At 66.8% G+C, this 16,241-nt stretch carries 18 protein-coding genes; 11 read left to right on the plus strand and 7 right to left on the minus strand.

Going from position 1 to position 16,241, the window contains the following annotated elements:
* The 6 genes from DI624_RS13850 to DI624_RS13875 form a co-directional block, all read left to right on the plus strand.
* Positions 1-1,366: cbb3-type cytochrome c oxidase subunit I (locus DI624_RS13850; RefSeq protein WP_291539657.1), on the plus strand; the 1,366-nt coding region annotated here is incomplete at its 5' end.
* Positions 1,367-1,369: 3 nt separating this feature from the next.
* Positions 1,370-1,996: a cytochrome o ubiquinol oxidase subunit III gene (gene cyoC / locus DI624_RS13855; RefSeq protein WP_291539659.1), complete on the plus strand. Its 627-nt coding sequence runs from the start codon at positions 1,370-1,372 to the stop codon at positions 1,994-1,996.
* Positions 1,993-2,388, plus strand: a complete 396-nt coding sequence (cyoD, locus tag DI624_RS13860) for a cytochrome o ubiquinol oxidase subunit IV (protein ID WP_291539661.1) — start codon at positions 1,993-1,995, stop codon at positions 2,386-2,388. Before cyoC ends, cyoD begins: the two co-directional genes overlap by 4 nt.
* A gap of 46 nt (positions 2,389-2,434) precedes the next feature.
* Entirely contained in the window at positions 2,435-3,151 is a 717-nt protein-coding gene (locus DI624_RS13865) for an SURF1 family protein (RefSeq protein ID WP_291539662.1), read from the plus strand.
* A complete protein-coding gene (locus DI624_RS13870; RefSeq protein WP_291539664.1) occupies positions 3,148-4,473 on the plus strand; it encodes an ATP-binding protein in 1,326 nt (441 codons plus the stop codon). The genes DI624_RS13865 and DI624_RS13870 overlap by 4 nt, the downstream gene beginning before the upstream one ends.
* Entirely contained in the window at positions 4,470-5,012 is a 543-nt protein-coding gene (locus tag DI624_RS13875; protein WP_291539666.1) for a response regulator transcription factor, read from the plus strand. The genes DI624_RS13870 and DI624_RS13875 overlap by 4 nt, the downstream gene beginning before the upstream one ends.
* Positions 5,013-5,018: 6 nt before the next feature.
* On the opposite strand, the gene DI624_RS13880 is transcribed toward DI624_RS13875, so the two are convergent.
* Positions 5,019-5,456, minus strand: coding sequence for an HIT family protein (locus tag DI624_RS13880; RefSeq protein WP_291539669.1), 438 nt, complete (start codon positions 5,454-5,456; stop codon positions 5,019-5,021).
* A 109-nt stretch (positions 5,457-5,565) separates the two neighbouring features.
* Between DI624_RS13880 and DI624_RS13885 the strand changes: the two genes are divergently transcribed.
* A complete protein-coding gene (locus DI624_RS13885) occupies positions 5,566-5,922 on the plus strand; it encodes a phage holin family protein (protein ID WP_291539670.1) in 357 nt (118 codons plus the stop codon).
* A gap of 28 nt (positions 5,923-5,950) precedes the next feature.
* Here DI624_RS13885 and cobS read toward each other — a convergent pair whose 3' ends face one another.
* Positions 5,951-6,955 carry a cobaltochelatase subunit CobS gene (cobS, locus tag DI624_RS13890; RefSeq protein ID WP_291539673.1) on the minus strand — a complete coding sequence of 335 codons (1,005 nt, stop codon included), beginning with the start codon at positions 6,953-6,955 and terminating at the stop codon, positions 5,951-5,953.
* A 175-nt stretch (positions 6,956-7,130) separates the two neighbouring features.
* Positions 7,131-7,559 carry an organic hydroperoxide resistance protein gene (locus DI624_RS13895; RefSeq protein WP_291539676.1) on the minus strand — a complete coding sequence of 143 codons (429 nt, stop codon included), beginning with the start codon at positions 7,557-7,559 and terminating at the stop codon, positions 7,131-7,133.
* A gap of 136 nt (positions 7,560-7,695) precedes the next feature.
* Between DI624_RS13895 and DI624_RS13900 the strand changes: the two genes are divergently transcribed.
* Positions 7,696-10,107, plus strand: coding sequence for a penicillin-binding protein 1A (locus DI624_RS13900; RefSeq protein WP_291539678.1), 2,412 nt, complete (start codon positions 7,696-7,698; stop codon positions 10,105-10,107).
* Positions 10,108-10,226: 119 nt separating this feature from the next.
* Positions 10,227-11,349 (plus strand): peptide chain release factor 2 gene (gene prfB / locus DI624_RS13905; protein WP_291539680.1). Its coding sequence is split into 2 segments (ribosomal slippage): positions 10,227-10,295 and positions 10,297-11,349, totalling 1,122 coding nucleotides; the frame shifts between segments, so codons are not numbered across the junction.
* A gap of 54 nt (positions 11,350-11,403) precedes the next feature.
* Here the strand turns inward: prfB and DI624_RS13910 are convergent.
* The 4 genes from DI624_RS13910 to tyrS all read right to left on the minus strand — a co-directional run bounded on the left by DI624_RS13910 (position 11,404) and on the right by tyrS (position 14,196).
* Complete coding sequence (locus DI624_RS13910) at positions 11,404-11,937, minus strand: polymer-forming cytoskeletal protein (protein WP_291539682.1); 534 nt, start codon at positions 11,935-11,937, stop codon at positions 11,404-11,406.
* A gap of 117 nt (positions 11,938-12,054) precedes the next feature.
* The gene (locus DI624_RS13915) at positions 12,055-12,516 is read right to left on the minus strand and encodes a peroxiredoxin (protein ID WP_291539685.1); all 462 of its coding nucleotides are present in this window, start codon (positions 12,514-12,516) and stop codon (positions 12,055-12,057) included.
* Positions 12,509-12,871: a GIY-YIG nuclease family protein gene (locus DI624_RS13920; RefSeq protein ID WP_291539686.1), complete on the minus strand. Its 363-nt coding sequence runs from the start codon at positions 12,869-12,871 to the stop codon at positions 12,509-12,511. The genes DI624_RS13915 and DI624_RS13920 overlap by 8 nt, the downstream gene beginning before the upstream one ends.
* A gap of 71 nt (positions 12,872-12,942) precedes the next feature.
* Positions 12,943-14,196, minus strand: coding sequence for a tyrosine--tRNA ligase (tyrS, locus tag DI624_RS13925; RefSeq protein ID WP_291539689.1), 1,254 nt, complete (start codon positions 14,194-14,196; stop codon positions 12,943-12,945).
* A 335-nt stretch (positions 14,197-14,531) separates the two neighbouring features.
* Here tyrS and DI624_RS13930 point away from each other — a divergent pair, with 335 nt between their 5' ends.
* Positions 14,532-15,038 carry a DOMON-like domain-containing protein gene (locus tag DI624_RS13930; protein WP_291539691.1) on the plus strand — a complete coding sequence of 169 codons (507 nt, stop codon included), beginning with the start codon at positions 14,532-14,534 and terminating at the stop codon, positions 15,036-15,038.
* A complete protein-coding gene (locus tag DI624_RS13935) occupies positions 15,035-16,237 on the plus strand; it encodes a DUF1343 domain-containing protein (protein WP_291539693.1) in 1,203 nt (400 codons plus the stop codon). Before DI624_RS13930 ends, DI624_RS13935 begins: the two co-directional genes overlap by 4 nt.
* The last annotated feature ends 4 nt before the right edge of the window (positions 16,238-16,241 follow it).

Here is a 16,241-nt window from a genome sequence, read left to right on the forward strand (position 1 = left end):
CGGCATCAACCTGATCGCGACCATCGTGAAGATGCGCGCGCCCGGCATGGGCATGATGAAGATGCCGGTCTTCACCTGGACCTCGCTGTGCACCAACGTCCTGATCGTGGCGTCCTTCCCGGTCCTGACCGCCGTCCTGGCCCTGCTGACGCTGGACCGCTACGTCGGCACCAACTTCTTCACGAACGACTTCGGCGGCAACCCGATGATGTACGTGAACCTGATCTGGATCTGGGGCCACCCGGAGGTCTACATCCTGATCCTGCCGCTGTTCGGCGTCTTCTCGGAGATCGCCTCGACCTTCTCGGGCAAGAAACTGTTCGGCTATACGTCGATGGTCTACGCCACGGTCGTCATCACGATCCTGTCCTACCTCGTGTGGCTGCACCACTTCTTCACCATGGGCTCGGGCGCCTCGGTGAACAGCTTCTTCGGCATCACGACGATGATCATCTCGATCCCGACGGGGGCCAAGATCTTCAACTGGCTGTTCACGATGTATCGCGGACGCATCCGGTTCGAACTGCCGATGATGTGGCTGGTCGCCTTCATGCTGACCTTCGTGATCGGCGGGATGACGGGCGTTCTGCTGGCGGTGCCGCCGGCCGACTTCGTGCTGCACAACTCGCTCTTCCTGGTCGCCCACTTCCACAACGTCATCATCGGCGGCGTGTTGTTCGGCCTGTTCGCGGCCATCAACTTCTGGTGGCCCAAGGCCTTCGGCTTCAAGCTGGACAAGAAATGGGGCCTGGTCAGCTTCTGGTGCTGGGTGCCCGGCTTCTGGCTGGCCTTCCTGCCGCTGTACGTGCTGGGCCTGATGGGCGTGACGCGCCGGATGCGGGTGTTCGACGATCCGTCGCTGCAGATCTGGTTCGTGATCGCCGCCATCGGCGCGGGCGTGATCGCCCTGGGCATCGCGGCCATGTTCATCCAGTTCGCCGTGTCGATCATCAACCGCGACAAGCTGCGCGACGTCACGGGCGATCCGTGGGGCGGGCGCACCCTGGAATGGGCCACGTCCTCGCCGCCGCCGGACTACAACTTCGCCTCGACGCCGGTCGTCCATGACGCCGACGCCTGGTGGGACATGAAGAACAAGAAGTATCAGCGTCCGCTGAGCGGCTACAAGGCGATCCACATGCCGTCGAACACGGGGGCGGGGGTCATCATCTCGGGCCTGTGCCTGGTGATGGGACTGGCGCTGGTCTGGTACATCTGGTGGCTGGCGGCCTTGTGCTTCGTCGGCGTGCTGGCGGTCGCGATCGGCCACACCTTCAACTACAAGCGCGACTACTACATCCCCGCAGATGAGGTGCGCGCGACCGAAGAGGCGCGCACGCGCGCCCTGGCCGGAACGGAGGCCTGATCCATGAGCGCGACCGCGATCAAGCTGGACGATCCCACCGTCTTCCACCTGGAAGAGGAGCCGCACCACGAGGAAGGCTCCAGCACCATGCTGGGCTTCTGGCTCTATCTGATGAGCGACTGCCTCATCTTCGCGATGCTGTTCGCCGTGTTCGGCGTGCTGGGCGGCAACTACGCCGCCGGGCCGGGGCCCAAGGAGCTGTTCGACCTGGAGCTGGTGGCGGTCAACACCGCCATGCTGCTGTTCTCGTCGATCACCTACGGCTTCGCCATGCTGGCGATGGACAGGAACAACACTCGCCAGACCCTGGTCTGGCTGGCGGTCACGGGCCTGTTCGGACTGGCCTTCCTGGGCATCGAACTCTACGAATTCGCCCATCTGATCCATGAAGGCGCCACGCCGCAACGCAGCGCCTTCCTGTCGGCCTTCTTCACCCTGGTCGGCACCCACGGCCTGCACGTCACCTTCGGCATCATCTGGCTGGTGACGCTGATGGTTCAGGTCGGGATGAAGGGGCTGATCCCCGCCAACAAGCGCCGGCTGATGTGCCTGTCGATGTTCTGGCACTTCCTGGACGTCATCTGGATCGGCGTCTTCACCTTCGTCTATCTGCTGGGGATGGTGCGATGAGCGCTGACAAGAACGACCACAGCCCGGACTCCAACGAGACCGACCACCTGGGCCACGAGGCGCACAATCACGGCTCGTTCAGGAGCTATATGATCGGTTTCGTGCTGTCGGTGATCCTGACGGCCATTCCGTTCGCCCTGGTCATGACCGGCGCCCTGCCGGCCCAGGCGACGGCCCTGATCGTCATGGCCTTCGCCGTGGTGCAGATCGTGGTCCACATGATCTACTTCCTGCACATGAACTCCAAGTCCGAGGGCGGCTGGACCATGCTGGCCCTGATCTTCACCATCATCGTGGTGGTCATCGCCCTGGCGGGATCGCTGTGGGTCATGTACCACCTGAACACCAACATGATGCCCGCGACCCACGACATGTCGCAGATCATGGGCTGACGAGGGCGCGATCAGTCGGATTTCGCCAGCCAGGATTCGCCGACCGATGCGCCTTGTCGTATCGGTCGGCGCCCTGATCCTGTTCGCCGGCTTTGTCGCCCTGGGCGTCTGGCAGGTGCAGCGACTGGCCTGGAAGACCCAGCTGATCGCCCAGGTGGACGCACGGGTCCACGCCGCGCCTGTCCCGGCGCCTGGCCCGGCGCACTGGCCCGGCGTGACGCGCGAGAAGGACCAGTATCGCCGGGTCGTCCTGCACGGGACCTATCGCCACGACAGAGAAACCCTGGTCCAGGCCGTCACCGACGCGGGCGGCGGTTTCTGGGTCATGACGCCGCTGGACGATGCGCGCGGCTTCACCGTCCTGGTCAATCGCGGCTTCGTGCCGCCGGGACGCAGCGACCCCGCCGCACGCGCCGACGGCCAGGCGTCGGGGCCGCAGACCGTGGTGGGCCTGCTCAGGATCACCGAGCCCAGGGGCGGCTTCCTGCGGGCCAACGATCCCGAGCATGACCGCTGGCGCTCGCGCGACGTGGCGGCCATCGCGGCGCGGCGCGGCCTGGATCGGCCGGCGCCCTATTTCGTCGATGCGGATGCGACGCCCAATCCCGGCGGCTGGCCGCTGGGCGGACTGACGGTCATTCGGTTCCCCAACAGCCACCTGATCTACGCTCTGACCTGGTTCGGAATGGCGTTGCTGACCCTGGTCGGCTTCGCCCTGTTCCGACGCGAGTGGCGGCGCGCGGATGGGCGGGGCGGGACGTGACCCCGACGCTTCAGCGCCTGCTGGGCCTGGGCGGGCTCAGCGGCGAGGTGGCGACACACGGCGCGGCCAACCGCCGCAACATGCTGCTGCTGATCCAGCTGCGCTGGCTGGCCGTGGCGGGCCAGATCGCCACCATACTGATGGTCGAATATGTCATGGGCATACCGCTGCCCATCGTTTGGCTGCTGGCCGCGCCGGCGGGGCTGGTCCTGGTCAATCTGGTCAGCGCGCCGCTGGCAGCGCGCCAGGCCGAGGTCGAGGATCGGTCGCTGATGATCGCCCTGCTGACCGACGTGGCAGCCCTGACCTGGCTGCTGTTCCTGACGGGCGGGGCGGCCAATCCGTTCGCGGCGCTTTATCTCTTGCAGGTCGTTCTGGGGGCGGTGCTGCTGGCCCCGATCTACGCCTGGGCGCTGATCGCCGTCACCACCCTGTGTTTCGCCGGCCTGGGGCTGCACTCCCGGCCCCTGAACCTGCCGCCGGCGCGCGAGGGATCGCTGCTCGGCCTGTATCTTCAGGGCAGTCTGATCTGTTTCGTGCTGATGGCGGTGCTGTTGGTGCTGTTCGTCACGCGGATCAGCCAGAACCTGCGCGAGCGCGACGCCGCCGTCGCCGCCATGCGCCAGCAGACGGCCGAGCACGATCATATCGTCCGCCTGGGTCTGTTGGCGTCGGGCGCCGCGCACGAACTGGGCACGCCCCTGGCGTCCCTCTCGGTGATCCTCAGCGACTGGAAGCGGATGCCGGCCCTGACCCAGGACGCCGACCTGGCCCAGGATATGGCGACGATGCAAGCCGAGGTCGAACGTTGCAAGGCCATCGTCACCGGGATTCTGTTGTCGGCGGGCGAGGCGAGGGGCCTGGCGCCCCAGCGCACCACCCTGCGGGCCTTCGTCGCCGATGTGGTCGCCAGTTGGAGCGGCGACGGGGTGGCGGTCGAAATCCATGACGAACTGAGCCAGAACCCCGCGATCATCGCCGATCCGGCCCTGCGCCAGGTGCTGGGGGTGCTGTTCGACAATGCGGTGGAGGCGGGCGCGCGCCGGATCGCGGTCACGATCGCCCAGGCCGACGAGGTGCTGAGCATCGCCGTGCGCGACGACGGTCCGGGCTTCGCCGCGAGCGTGCTGCAGGCCTGGGGCAAACCCTATAATTCGACCAAGCCGCGGGCGGGGGCGGGGCTGGGTCTGTTCCTGCTGATGAATGTGGTGCGCTCGCTGGGCGGGCGCGTCGACGCTTCCAATCCGCCCGCAGGCGGCGCAGAGGTGCGGCTGAGCCTGCCGCTGTCGGCGCTGTCGCCCAAGGATACGATCACTCCATGACCGATGACAATCAAACCAGGCTGCTGCTGATGGTGGAGGACGACGAGTCGTTCTCGGCGACGCTGCGCCGGTCGTTCGAACGTCGCGGCTACACGGTCGTCAGCGCCGCCAGCCCCGACCAGATGGCCGAGGTATTGAAGGTGCATCGTCCGGGCTATGCGGTCGTGGACCTGAAGCTGGGCGGGGCGTCTGGCCTGACGTGCGTGGAGGCGCTGCACGCCTTCGATCCAGCGATGAACATCGTGGTCCTGACCGGTTTCGCCAGCATCGCGACCGCCGTGGAGGCCATCAAGCTGGGCGCGCGACACTATCTGGCCAAGCCCGCCGGCACCGACGACATCGAGGCGGCCTTCGCTCGGGCCGACGGCGACGCCGAAACGCCGCTGGGCGCCCGGCCGACCTCGATCAAGACCCTGGAGTGGGAGCGGATCCACGAGACCCTGGTGGAGACCGACTTCAACATCTCCGAGGCTGCGCGGCGCCTCGGGATGCACCGCCGCACCTTGGCGCGAAAGCTGGAAAAGCGCCGCGTGAACTGAGGGCCTTCAGTCCAGTTCGGCCGCGATCCGTTCGGCCAGCGCCTCGAGGACGGCCGGGTCGGCCATCGGCGCATGGCCGTGGCCCTTCATCTCCCGGTCGGCCCAGCGGGGCACGATGTGGAAATGCAGGTGAAAGACCGTCTGGCCGCCGGCGTCGCCGTTGAACTGCATGATGGCCAGCCCCTCGGGCCGCAGCGCCTTTTCGACCGCCTTGGCCGTGCGTTGCAGGGCGGCGGTCAGGCGCGCCAGCACCTCTGGCTCGACCTCCAGCAGGTTGCGGGCCTGGGACTGTTTGGCGATGATCAGGACGTGGCCTTCGGACTGGGGAAAGACGTCCATGAAGGCCAGGACGTGGTCGTCCTCCCACACCCGCACCGAGGGGATTTCGCCGCGCAGAATCCTGGCGAAGATGTTGTTCGGGTCATAGGCGCCGTGCAGGCTCATGGGCGGTCTCCGTTCGGTCTGAACTTTCGATTAGCAGCGCGCGCGTGAAAGCGGGAGCCTTCGCCCGCCTCATGCATTATGGTGACGCTTGAACCCTTGGAGGTCCCCTATGATCCGTTTCATCATCCAGGCCGTGGTCACGATGGCCGGCCTTTGGCTGTCGGCGCGGATCGTGCCGGGCGTCGATTTCACCAACAACGGATCGCTGGTCGCGGCGGCCGTCATCCTGGGGCTGGTCAACGCCGTGGTCAGGCCGATCATGGTGGTGCTGACCTTCCCGATCACGGTCGTCACCCTGGGCCTTTTCCTCTTGGTCGTGAACGCGGCCATGATCGGCCTGACCGCCATGTTCCTGGGCGGCTTCGTGGTCGACGGCCTGTGGGCCGGAATCGGCGCGGCCATCGTGACCGGCGTGGTCAGCTGGATCGCCGGGGCCTTCATCGGCGGGGACGAGGTTCGCCGCTAGGGCGAGCGCCGCCGGAGCGGGGGGTGGGTCAGCCGACCTTCACCCGCGTCGCCGCCTCGGGCAAATCCTCGCCGAAGGCGCGCTGATAAAATTCGGCGATGGTCGGGCGTTCCAGCTCGTCGCACTTGTTCAGGAAGGTCAGGCGGAAGCTGAGGGCCAGATCGCCGCCGAAGATGATGGCGTTCTGGGCCCAGGTGATGACCGTGCGGGGCGACATGACGGTGGAGATGTCGCCGTTCATGAAGGCGTTGCGGGTCATGTCGGCGACGCGGACCATGGCGGCGATTCGGCGGCGGCCCTCGGCGTCCTTCCATTCCGGCACCTTGGCGGCGACGATCTCGGCCTCCACGTCGTGGTCGAGGTAGTTCAGCGTGGTGACGATGTTCCAGCGGTCCAGCTGGGCCTGATTGATCTGCTGCGCGCCGTGATACAGGCCCGTGGTGTCGCCCAGGCCGATGGTGTTGGTGGTGGCGAACAGTCGGAAGAAGCGGTTGGGCCGGATGACGCGGTTCTGATCCAGCAGGGTCAGGCGGCCTTGCGCCTCCAGCACGCGCTGGATCACGAACATCACGTCCGGGCGGCCGGCGTCGTATTCGTCGAACACCAGGGCGATGGGGCGTTGCAGCGACCAGGGCAGGATGCCTTCGCGGAACTCGGTGATCTGCTTGCCGTCCTTCAGGACGATGGCGTCCTTGCCGATCAGGTCGATGCGGCTGACGTGGCTGTCCAGATTGACGCGAACCAGGGGCCAGTTCAGGCGGGCGGCGACCTGTTCGATGTGGGTCGACTTGCCGGTGCCGTGATAGCCCTGGACCATGACGCGGCGGTCGAAGGCGAAGCCCGCGCAGATGGCGAGGGTCGTCTGCGGGTCGAAGCGATAGGCCTCGTCGATCTCGGGCACATGGCTGTCGCGCTCGGCGAAGGCGGGCACGGTCATGTCGCTGTCCACGCCGAAGGCCTCGCGCAGGGTCACGCGGCGGGCGGGTTCGAGCGTCAGCAGGGGATCGGGAGAGGCGTCGAGCGGGGAGGTCATGGAAAAGCGATTAGCGCAGGTTCGGGATCACTAAAACCCCGCTCATCCCCGCGAAAGCGGGGACCCAGTTCTTTCGCTCGGCACGGCGTGGGATCGAGAGCAGAGACAGCCTCGAACGATCATCGCCCAAAGCACTGGGTCCCCGCTTTCGCGGGGATGAGCGGAGAGGAAGAAGTCAGGCGGCGGAGAGCTTCACGTCCACATTGCCGCGCGTGGCGTTGGAGTAGGGACAAACGTGGTGGGCTTTGTGGATCAGATCCTCGATCATGGCCTGATCCAGGCCATGATCCGCGACCGTCAGGTCCACGTCGAGGTTGAAGCCGTCGCCCACCGGATTCTTGCCGAAGCCGACGCCGGCGGTGATCTTGGTGTCCGGGCCGACCGGGGTTCCGGCCTTGCCGCTGACCAGGCGAAGGGCGCCCAGGAAGCAGGCGGCGTAGCCGGTGGCGAACAACTGCTCGGGATTGGTCCCGTCGCCCCCCTTGCCGCCCATTTCCGTAGGGGTGGACAGCTTGACGTCGATCTTGCCGTCGTCGGTGGTCGACCGGCCGTCTTCGCGGCCGCCGCCGGACGCCGTGGCCTGGGCGCGATACAGAACTTCCATGGTGGGCTCCTGGGGATTGGAAAGCTGGAGATGGGGGCTTAACGGGAGACGGGAAGGGGACGTTGCATCGGCGCTCTAGCAATCGACCGGCGACGCGGGCTAAAGCTCGCCTTCGGGGCGCGTCGTGGAGTACGCAGTGAAGATTGCCGAACGCTGGTTCGTGTGGGCGGGCATGGTTCTGCTGGGCGCCATCGCCCTGGCGGGGTTGGTGGTCGCCGTCTATGCGGCGTGGCTGTTCCACGACCTGCCGGATGCGTCCGAGCTGGCCGATTATCGTCCGCCCACGGCGACGCGCGTCTATGCCGGCGACGGCACCCTGATCGGCGAGTTCTCGGACGAGCGTCGCATCTATGTGTCCTACGACCAGATCCCGACGACGGTCGTCCACGCCTTCCTGGCGGCCGAGGATCGCAACTTCTTCCAGCACGGCGGCATCGACGTGGGCGGCATCGGCCGGGCCTCGATCAAGAACGTCTTCAACCTGGCGCAGGGCCGCCGGCTGGAGGGCGGTTCGACCATCACCCAGCAGGTGGCCAAGAACGTCCTGCTCACCAACGAATCCAGCCTGAACCGCAAGGTGAAGGAAGCCATCCTGGCCAATCGGCTGGAGGCGACCCTGTCCAAGCAGCAGATTCTGGAACTGTATCTGAACGAGATATTCCTGGGGTATCGCTCGTTCGGCATCGCCTCGGCGGCCTACAACTATTTCGGCAAGTCGCTGGCGCAGCTGACGCCGGACGAGGCGGCCTTCCTGGCGTCCCTGCCCAAGGGGCCGAACAACTATCACCCCAAGCGCCACCCCGGCGCGGCTAAGGGCCGGCGCGACTGGGTGCTGGGCGAAATGGAGCAAAGCGGCTGGCTGACGCCGGCCGAGCTGGTCGCCGCCCGCGCCAAGCCGCTGGTGACGCGCGATGCGCCCCAGCGCTCGGACTACAAGGACGCGGACTTCTTCGTGGAGGAGGCGCGGCGCCAGGCGGCGGCCAACCCCCAGTTCGGCGAACAGCTTCGCGCCGGCGGCTTCTATATGCGCACCACGCTGGATCCCACCTTGCAGACGGCGGCGCGGCGCGCCCTGATGCAGGGGCTGGAGAACTATGACCGGCGTCATGGCTGGCGCGGCGGCTGGGGCGCGACGGAGTTCGAACCGGGCTGGCAGGCCGAGGCCCTGCGCGGCCGGATTCCGCCAGAGCGGCGCAGTTGGGAGGCCGCCGCCATCGAGAGCGTCAGCGGCGACACGGTGCGCATCCGCACCGCCAAGACCGACAAGACCGGCACCCTGCTGGCCGCAGACGCCGCCTGGGCCAACGCCAACCGCCAGCTGCGGCGCGGCGAACTGATCTTCGTGGAGCCGCGGGGCGGGCAGTACGCCCTGAAACAGGTGCCGCGTGTCAACGGCGCCCTGGTGGCGATCGAGCCGCAGTCGGGCCGGGTGCTGGCCATGGTCGGCGGCTATTCCTATGCGCTGTCGAGCTTCAACCGGGCGACCCAGGCCAAGCGCCAGCCCGGATCGGCCTTCAAGCCGTTCGTCTATGCGACCGCGCTGGAGGGGGACTTCACCCCGGCCTCCATCGTGCTGGATGCGCCGATCAGCTTCGCCGGCGGGCCGAATGGCCAACGCTGGACGCCCGAGAACTACAGCCGCCAATACTATGGTCCGCAGACGCTGCGGCGCGGGCTGGAACTGTCGCGCAACGTCATGACGGTGCGCCTGGCCCAGGCCGTCGGCATGAAGAGGATCGTGGATCAATCGGCCAGGATGGGGCTGCCGGGTTTGACGCCGAACCTGTCGGTGTCTCTGGGCGCCGGCGAAGTCACGCCGCTGGACATCACGGCCGCCTATTCCGCCTTCGCCAACGGCGGACGGCGGGTGACGCCCTATCTGATCGACTATGTCCAGGACCGTGACGGCGAGACCATCTTCCGCGCCGACAACCGCACCTGCCGCGAATGCGGACGAGGCTTCTCAGGTCAGGAATCGCCGCGTCTTCAGCCACGCGGAACCCAGGTGATCGATCAGATCACCGCCTATCAGATGAGCTCCATGCTGGAAGGCGTGGTCCAGCGCGGCACCGCCGCCAGCGCGCGCGGCCTGGGGCCGTGGGTCGCCGGCAAGACCGGCACGACCAACGAATACCGCTCGGCCTGGTTCGTGGGCTTCACCACCGACATCGTGGTCGGCGTCTTCATCGGCTTCGACGACAACCGTTCGCTGGGGTCGGGCGAGGCAGGCGCCTCGGCGGCCGTGCCGGTCTTCACCGACTTCATGCAGACGGCGCTGAAGGAGCGGCCGGCGCGTCCGTTCGTGCGGCCCAAGAACGCCGTCTTCCGCAACGTGAACGGCATCGAGGAAGCCTTCCGTCCCGGCACCGAGCGTCAGGCCCCGCCGCCCGTCCGGGCCCCCGCCGCGCCGGTCGGGCCCCAGAACTACTATGACGTGATCCGCCGCGAACAGGAGGCCGCCTCGGGCGCCCCGGCCGCCGTTCCGGCCCCGACCGCGCCGCCGCCGCCGAAGAAGGCGCCGGCCGAGGACTTGAGCGGATTGTACTGAGGCTCTAGGTAGGCCGTTCGAACGGCGTGTCCTCGTGGCGCGCCGTTTTCATTAATCTTGCCCTATCGCACGGCCCGCGGGCCGTGCTGCCTGAGGGCCTTGTGTCGCTGGAGATTGCGATGAGACCGGATGTCGAGGCCATGAAGGCCGACATCGAGCAGAGCGTCGCTCTGCTCAGGAGGCGTCTTTGACTGGGATGCCGCTCTAAGGAAGCTCGACGAGCTGAACGCGCGGGTCGAGGACCCGACCCTCTGGGACAAGCCCGACGATGCCCAGGCCGTCAGCCGCGAACGTTCGCAGCTGGAAGCCAAGATCAACACCGTCAAGGCGATGGAGCAGGACCTGGAAGACGGGGTGATGCTGGCCGAGATGGCGGACGAGGAGGGCGACGAGGGCGCGCTGGAAGAGGCGCGTGCGTCGCTGCGCGGCATCAAGGACCGCGCCGCCCGCGCCGAACTGGAGGCCTTGCTGTCGGGCGAGGCCGACGGCAACGACGCCTATCTGGAAGTGAATTCGGGCGCCGGGGGCACAGAATCGAACGACTGGGCCGGGATGCTGCTGCGGATGTATTCCCGCTGGGCCAAGGCGCACGGCTATGAGGTCACGGTCGAGGCGTATGAAGATGGCGAACAGGCGGGGGTCAAGTCGGCCACCATCCTGGTCGAAGGCCCGAACGCCTATGGCTGGCTGAAGTCGGAATCGGGCGTGCACCGCCTGGTGCGCATCAGCCCCTATGACGCGGCGGCCAAGCGGCACACCAGCTTCGCCTCGGTCGGCGTGTCGCCGGTCGTGGACGATGCGATCGAGATCGACATCAACCCCTCGGACGTGCGCACCGACACCTATCGCGCCTCGGGCGCCGGCGGCCAGCACATCAACAAGACCGATTCGGCCGTGCGCCTGACCCACATCCCGACCAATACGGTCGTCGCCTGCCAGGCCGGCCGGTCCCAGCACCAGAACCGGGAAATGGCCTGGAAGATGCTGCGCGCGCGCCTGTACGAGCTTGAGCTTCAGAAGCGCGAGGCCGCAGCCCAGGCGCTGGCCGACGCCAAGACCGACATCGGCTGGGGACACCAGATCCGATCCTATGTGCTGCAGCCGTACCAGATGGTGAAGGACCTGCGGACCGAGGTCGAAACCTCGGACACCCAAGGGGTTCTGGACGGCGACCTGGACGCCTTCATGGGCGCGGCCCTGGCGGCGCGGGTCGGCGAAACGCGCGGATCCAGCGTGGACTAATGGAAAAGGGGCGGCCTGCTAGGCTGCCCCTTCTTCTATTCAAAGATGCGCGATTCAGGCCGGCGACTTGGCTTCGGCCTTGTCCGCCTTCTCGGGTTTCGGCGCGGGGGCTTCCAGCATGGCGGCGCCGGGGGTGTCGCGCTTGGCCTGGTTGCAGCGGCCTTGGAACCAGGCGCCCTGGTCGATGGCCAGCTGCTCCTGGGTGATGTCGCCCTCGACACGGGCGGTGGCGTAGAGCTTGACCTGTTTGGCCACGATGGCGCCCGAGACGCGGCCGCGCACGTCCAGAACGTCGGCATGGACCGTGCCCTCGACCGAGCCGCCCTCGCCGATGACGACGCGGGAGACGCGCACGTCGCCCTTCAGAGAGCCGTCGATCTGAAGCTCGCCGGCGCCGGAGATGTTGCCTTCGTATTTCACGCCCGCCGACAGGGTGGACAGGTTGCTGGACCGCGCGGGGCGGCTCGGCTCGGGCGCGCGGGGGGCGGGCGCCGCCGTGGGAAGGGCCGGCGTCGGGGCCGGTTCCGGCGCCGGGGGGATGCCCAGCCCCTGTGATCCGTTGTCGTAGGATTTGCTCTTGGTGAACATGGTGCGCTCCGCATCCGCCAGCCAAGGCCGGCCAAAGCCCCTATTAGCCCTCGAACCCCACTAGGCCGTGGGCGGGCGGGCCAGGTCAAGCGCCAGCTTGCGAACCGCGCTCGTCGATCACAGGGTTCTGGCGGCCTGGAGGACGGCAGCGGCGTGGCCGGCCACCTTGACGTTGCGCCAGGCCTGGGCGATCCGGCCGTCGGAGGCGATCAGGAAGGTGGCGCGCTCGATCCCCATATAGTCGCGGCCATAGAGTTTTTTCTGAACCCAGACGCCCCATGCCTCGCAGGCCGCGCCGTCCTCGTCCGAGGCCAGGACGACGGCCAGGCCGTGTTTGGCCTTGAAGCGGTCGTGCTTCCTCACCGTATCCTTGGACACGCCAATCACTGTGACGCCCAGAGCGGCGAAGTCGGGCGCCAGCGCGGTGAAGTCCTGAGCCTCGCGGGTGCAGCCGGTCGTGTCGTCCTTGGGGTAGAAATAGACGATGACGGGCCGGCCCTTGAGGGCGGCGAGGGAGATGCGGCCGCCGCCGTCCGTGGGCAGGTCGAGGGCGGGGGCGGGATCGTTGACTTCATGCATCAGGCATCTCCTCGTTTCCGCTCATCCCCGCGAAGGCGGGGACCCAGTCCTTTGCGTCCTTCAGATCGCCAAGGCGAACAGAGTCGAAGAGATCGCGCCATTCCGGGTTCTGTTTCTCGATCAGTTGGAGTTTCCAACTGCGGTTCCATTTCTTGATCTGCCGTTCCCGGCGGAATGCGGCCTCCCGCGTCTCGTGAACCTCGAACCAGACCAACATATGAACGTCGTACTTGGCCGTGAATCCTGCGAAGGTCTTGTCTCTGTGCTGGGCCACGCGCTTGAGCAGATCGTCGGTAGAACCTGTGTAGAGGGTTCCGTTTCGACGGCTGGCCACGATGTAGGTGAAGAAGGCCATGGTTTGACACAGATCTGGGTCCCCGCTTTCGCGGGGATGAGCGGAATGAAATTCTTTTCGGATCAAGTGGGTCAGACGGGCCTCACCAGAACGATTTTCTTCTTGCCGGCCGCCAGCTTGATGACGCCGTCCTTCACGTCGGCTTCGGTCAGCGCCTGGGCGCCGTCGGACACGGCGATGTCGTTCAGGCGCAGGCCGCCGCCCTGAGCCAGGCGGCGGGCCTCGCCGTTGGAAGCGGTCAGGCCGGTCTTGGTGACGACGGCGGCGATCATGGCGCCGTAAACCTCGGCGGTCGGCAGTTCGACGGTCGGCAGATCGGCCGAGACCTGGCCCTTTTCGAAGGCGGTTTCGGCGGCGGCGCGGGCGGTCGCGGCCGCCTCGGCGCCGTGCAGCATGGTGGTGGCGGCGTCGGCCAGGGCCTTTTTGGCGTCGTTTATGGCGGCGCCTTCCAGCGCCTCGAAGCCGGCGATCTCTTCGTCCGACAGGTCGGTGAACAGGCGCATGAAGCGGCCCACGTCGCCGTCCTCGGTGTTGCGCCAGTATTGCCAGTAGTCATAGGGCGATAGGGCGTCGGCGTTCAGCCACACGGCGCCGCCCACGGTCTTGCCCATCTTCTGGCCCGAGGCGGTCGACAGCAGCGGCGTGGTCAGGCCGAAGGCGGCCTTGTGGTCCACCTTGCGGGTCAGTTCGACGCCGTTGATGATATTGCCCCACTGGTCCGACCCCCCCATCTGGAGCGTGCAGCCATATCGGCGGTTCAACTCCAGGAAGTCGGTCGCCTGCATCAACATATAGTTGAATTCCAGGAAGGTCAGAGGCTGCTCGCGCTCCAGGCGCAGCTTGACGGAATCGAAGCTGAGCATCCGGTTGATGGTGAAATGGGTTCCGTATTCGCGCAGGAACTCCAGATAGCCGAGTTTCGACAGCCACTCGTCGTTGTCGAGCATGATGGCGTCGGACGGGCCGTCGCCGAAGGTCAGGAACTTTTCGAACACGCCCTTGATGCCGGCGATGTTCTCGGCGATCCGCTCTTCGGTCAGCAGGGGGCGCTGGGTGTCCTTGAAGGAGGGGTCGCCGACCTTGGTCGTGCCGCCGCCCATCAGGACGATGGGCTTGTGCCCGGCCTGCTGAAGACGGCGAAGCAGCATGATCTGGATCAAGTGGCCGACATGCAGCGACGGCGCCGTGGCGTCGAAGCCGATATAGCCCGTGACCACGCCCTCGGCGGCGGCGGCGTCCAGTTCGGCCGGATGGGTGATCTGATGGATATAGCCCCGCGCCTGCATGGTGCGGAGGAAGTCGGATTTGAAAGCGTGTTCGGTCATGGCGGGCTGGGTTAGCAGGGATGACGAGGGGCGTCTTCCCTTTGCTGGCGGGACGGTCCGGCGAAAACACCGTCTGAATAGTGTGAATAGTGTGAAATCGAAGCCGCGCGATATTGCCCTGGGCCCCGAAAAACAATGCAATGTGCAAGAAAGTGCAATTTGCGCGGCCCCCGCCCGAGATTGGAGGGAACATAATAAGACAGCCCGAGGGCATGGGCGCCAAATCGCGCTGGGCGGATCGCAAAGCCTTGTCGCGCAAGGGTTTGTCGCCCGGCGATAGGAAGGGCGGGCGCCGATCGCGTTGACCGCAGGGCGACATGGGCTACGAAGACGAAATGCGTCTGCCCCTGATCCCCCATCCGACTTCGCGCGCCGACGGGCTGGCGCTGGAGGTGGAGACGCGACGCGCCGGCGACGTGCTGAGCCTGGAGTACACGCTGACGGGGCCGGTCGAGACGGTGCTGTGGCCGCAAGGGGCGGCGAGGACGCGGTCCGACGACCTGTGGCGGGCGACCTGTTTCGAGGCGTTCGCGGCCACGGCGGACGGCTATGTCGAATACAATCTGTCGCCGTCGGGGGCGTGGGCGGCCTATCGGTTCAACGGTTATCGGCAGGGGATGCGGCCCTTCGACATGGCGGCGCCCTTCATCGTGACGCGCCGCGCGCCGGGCCTGTTCGTGCTGACGGCAGACGTCGCCTTGCCCGCAGGCGCGACGGGGGCGACGGGGCTGACGGCTGTGATCCAGCGGATGGACGGATCGGTCGGATACTGGGCCTCTAGCCATTCGTCCGATAAGCCGGACTTCCACCACCCCGACACGTTCGCCTTGGAGCTAAAATGAACTTCGGTCTCGACCGCCTGTTGTCCGACGCCGCGCTGCGGGCGCCATTGAAGGGGCGGCGCGTGGCCTTGCTGGCGCATCCGGCGTCGGTGACGAAGGACCTGGCCCATGCGGTGGACGCCCTGGCCGCCTGTCCCGAGATCGCGCTGAGCGCCGCCTTCGGCCCGCAGCACGGGATGAAGGGCGACCTGCAGGACAATATGATGGAGAGCCCGGACTATCGCGATCCGGTGCACGGCATTCCGGTGTTCAGCCTGTACGGCGAGGTGCGCCGACCCAGGGACGAATGGATGGAGACGTTCGACGTCGTCCTGATCGACCTTCAGGACCTGGGATGCCGCATCTACACCTATGTCACCACGCTGCTCTATGTGCTGGAGGCGGCGGCGAAACACGGCAAGGCGGTGTGGGTGCTGGACCGGCCCAATCCGGCGGGCCGGCCGGTGGAGGGCGCGACGCTGAGGCCCGGATACGAGAGCTTCGTCGGCGCGGGGCCGATGCCGATGCGGCATGGGATGACGCTGGGCGAACTGGGCCTGTGGTTCATCGAACACTTCCATCTGGACGTCGAATACCGAGTGATCGAGATGCAGGGCTGGGCGCCGGAACAGGGGCCGGGCTTCGGCTGGCCGCTGGGCGAACGGTCGTGGGTCAACCCCAGCCCCAATGCGCCGAATCTGAGCATGGCCCGCGCCTATGCCGGCACGGTGATGCTGGAGGGGGCGACCCTGTCGGAGGGGCGCGGCACGACCCGGCCGCTGGAATTGTTCGGCGCGCCCGACATCGACGCGCGGGCGGTGATCGTGGAAATGCACGCCCTGTCGCCCGATTGGCTGAAGGGATGCGTGCTGCGGCCCATGTGGTTCGAGCCGACCTTTCACAAACACGTCGGAACACTGTGCAGCGGGGTTCAGATTCACGTCGACGATCCCGCCTACGATCACGCCGCCTTCAGGCCCTGGCGGGTGCAAGCGGCGGGGTTCAAGGCCATCCGGCGGCTCTATCCCGATTACGATCTGTGGCGGGATTTTCCGTACGAGTATGCGTTCGGAAAACGGCCCATCGACGTGATCAACGGCGGACCGGCGCTCCGCGAATGGGTGGACGATCCCGACGCGACGCCCGCAGACCTGGACGCCCTGGCCACGTCCGACGAGGCCGCATGGGAAGCGACGCGCCAGCCGTATCTGTTGTACTGACGCC

Origin of the sequence: Brevundimonas sp., assembly GCF_003248455.1 — a bacterium.
Lineage (GTDB): Bacteria > Pseudomonadota > Alphaproteobacteria > Caulobacterales > Caulobacteraceae > Brevundimonas.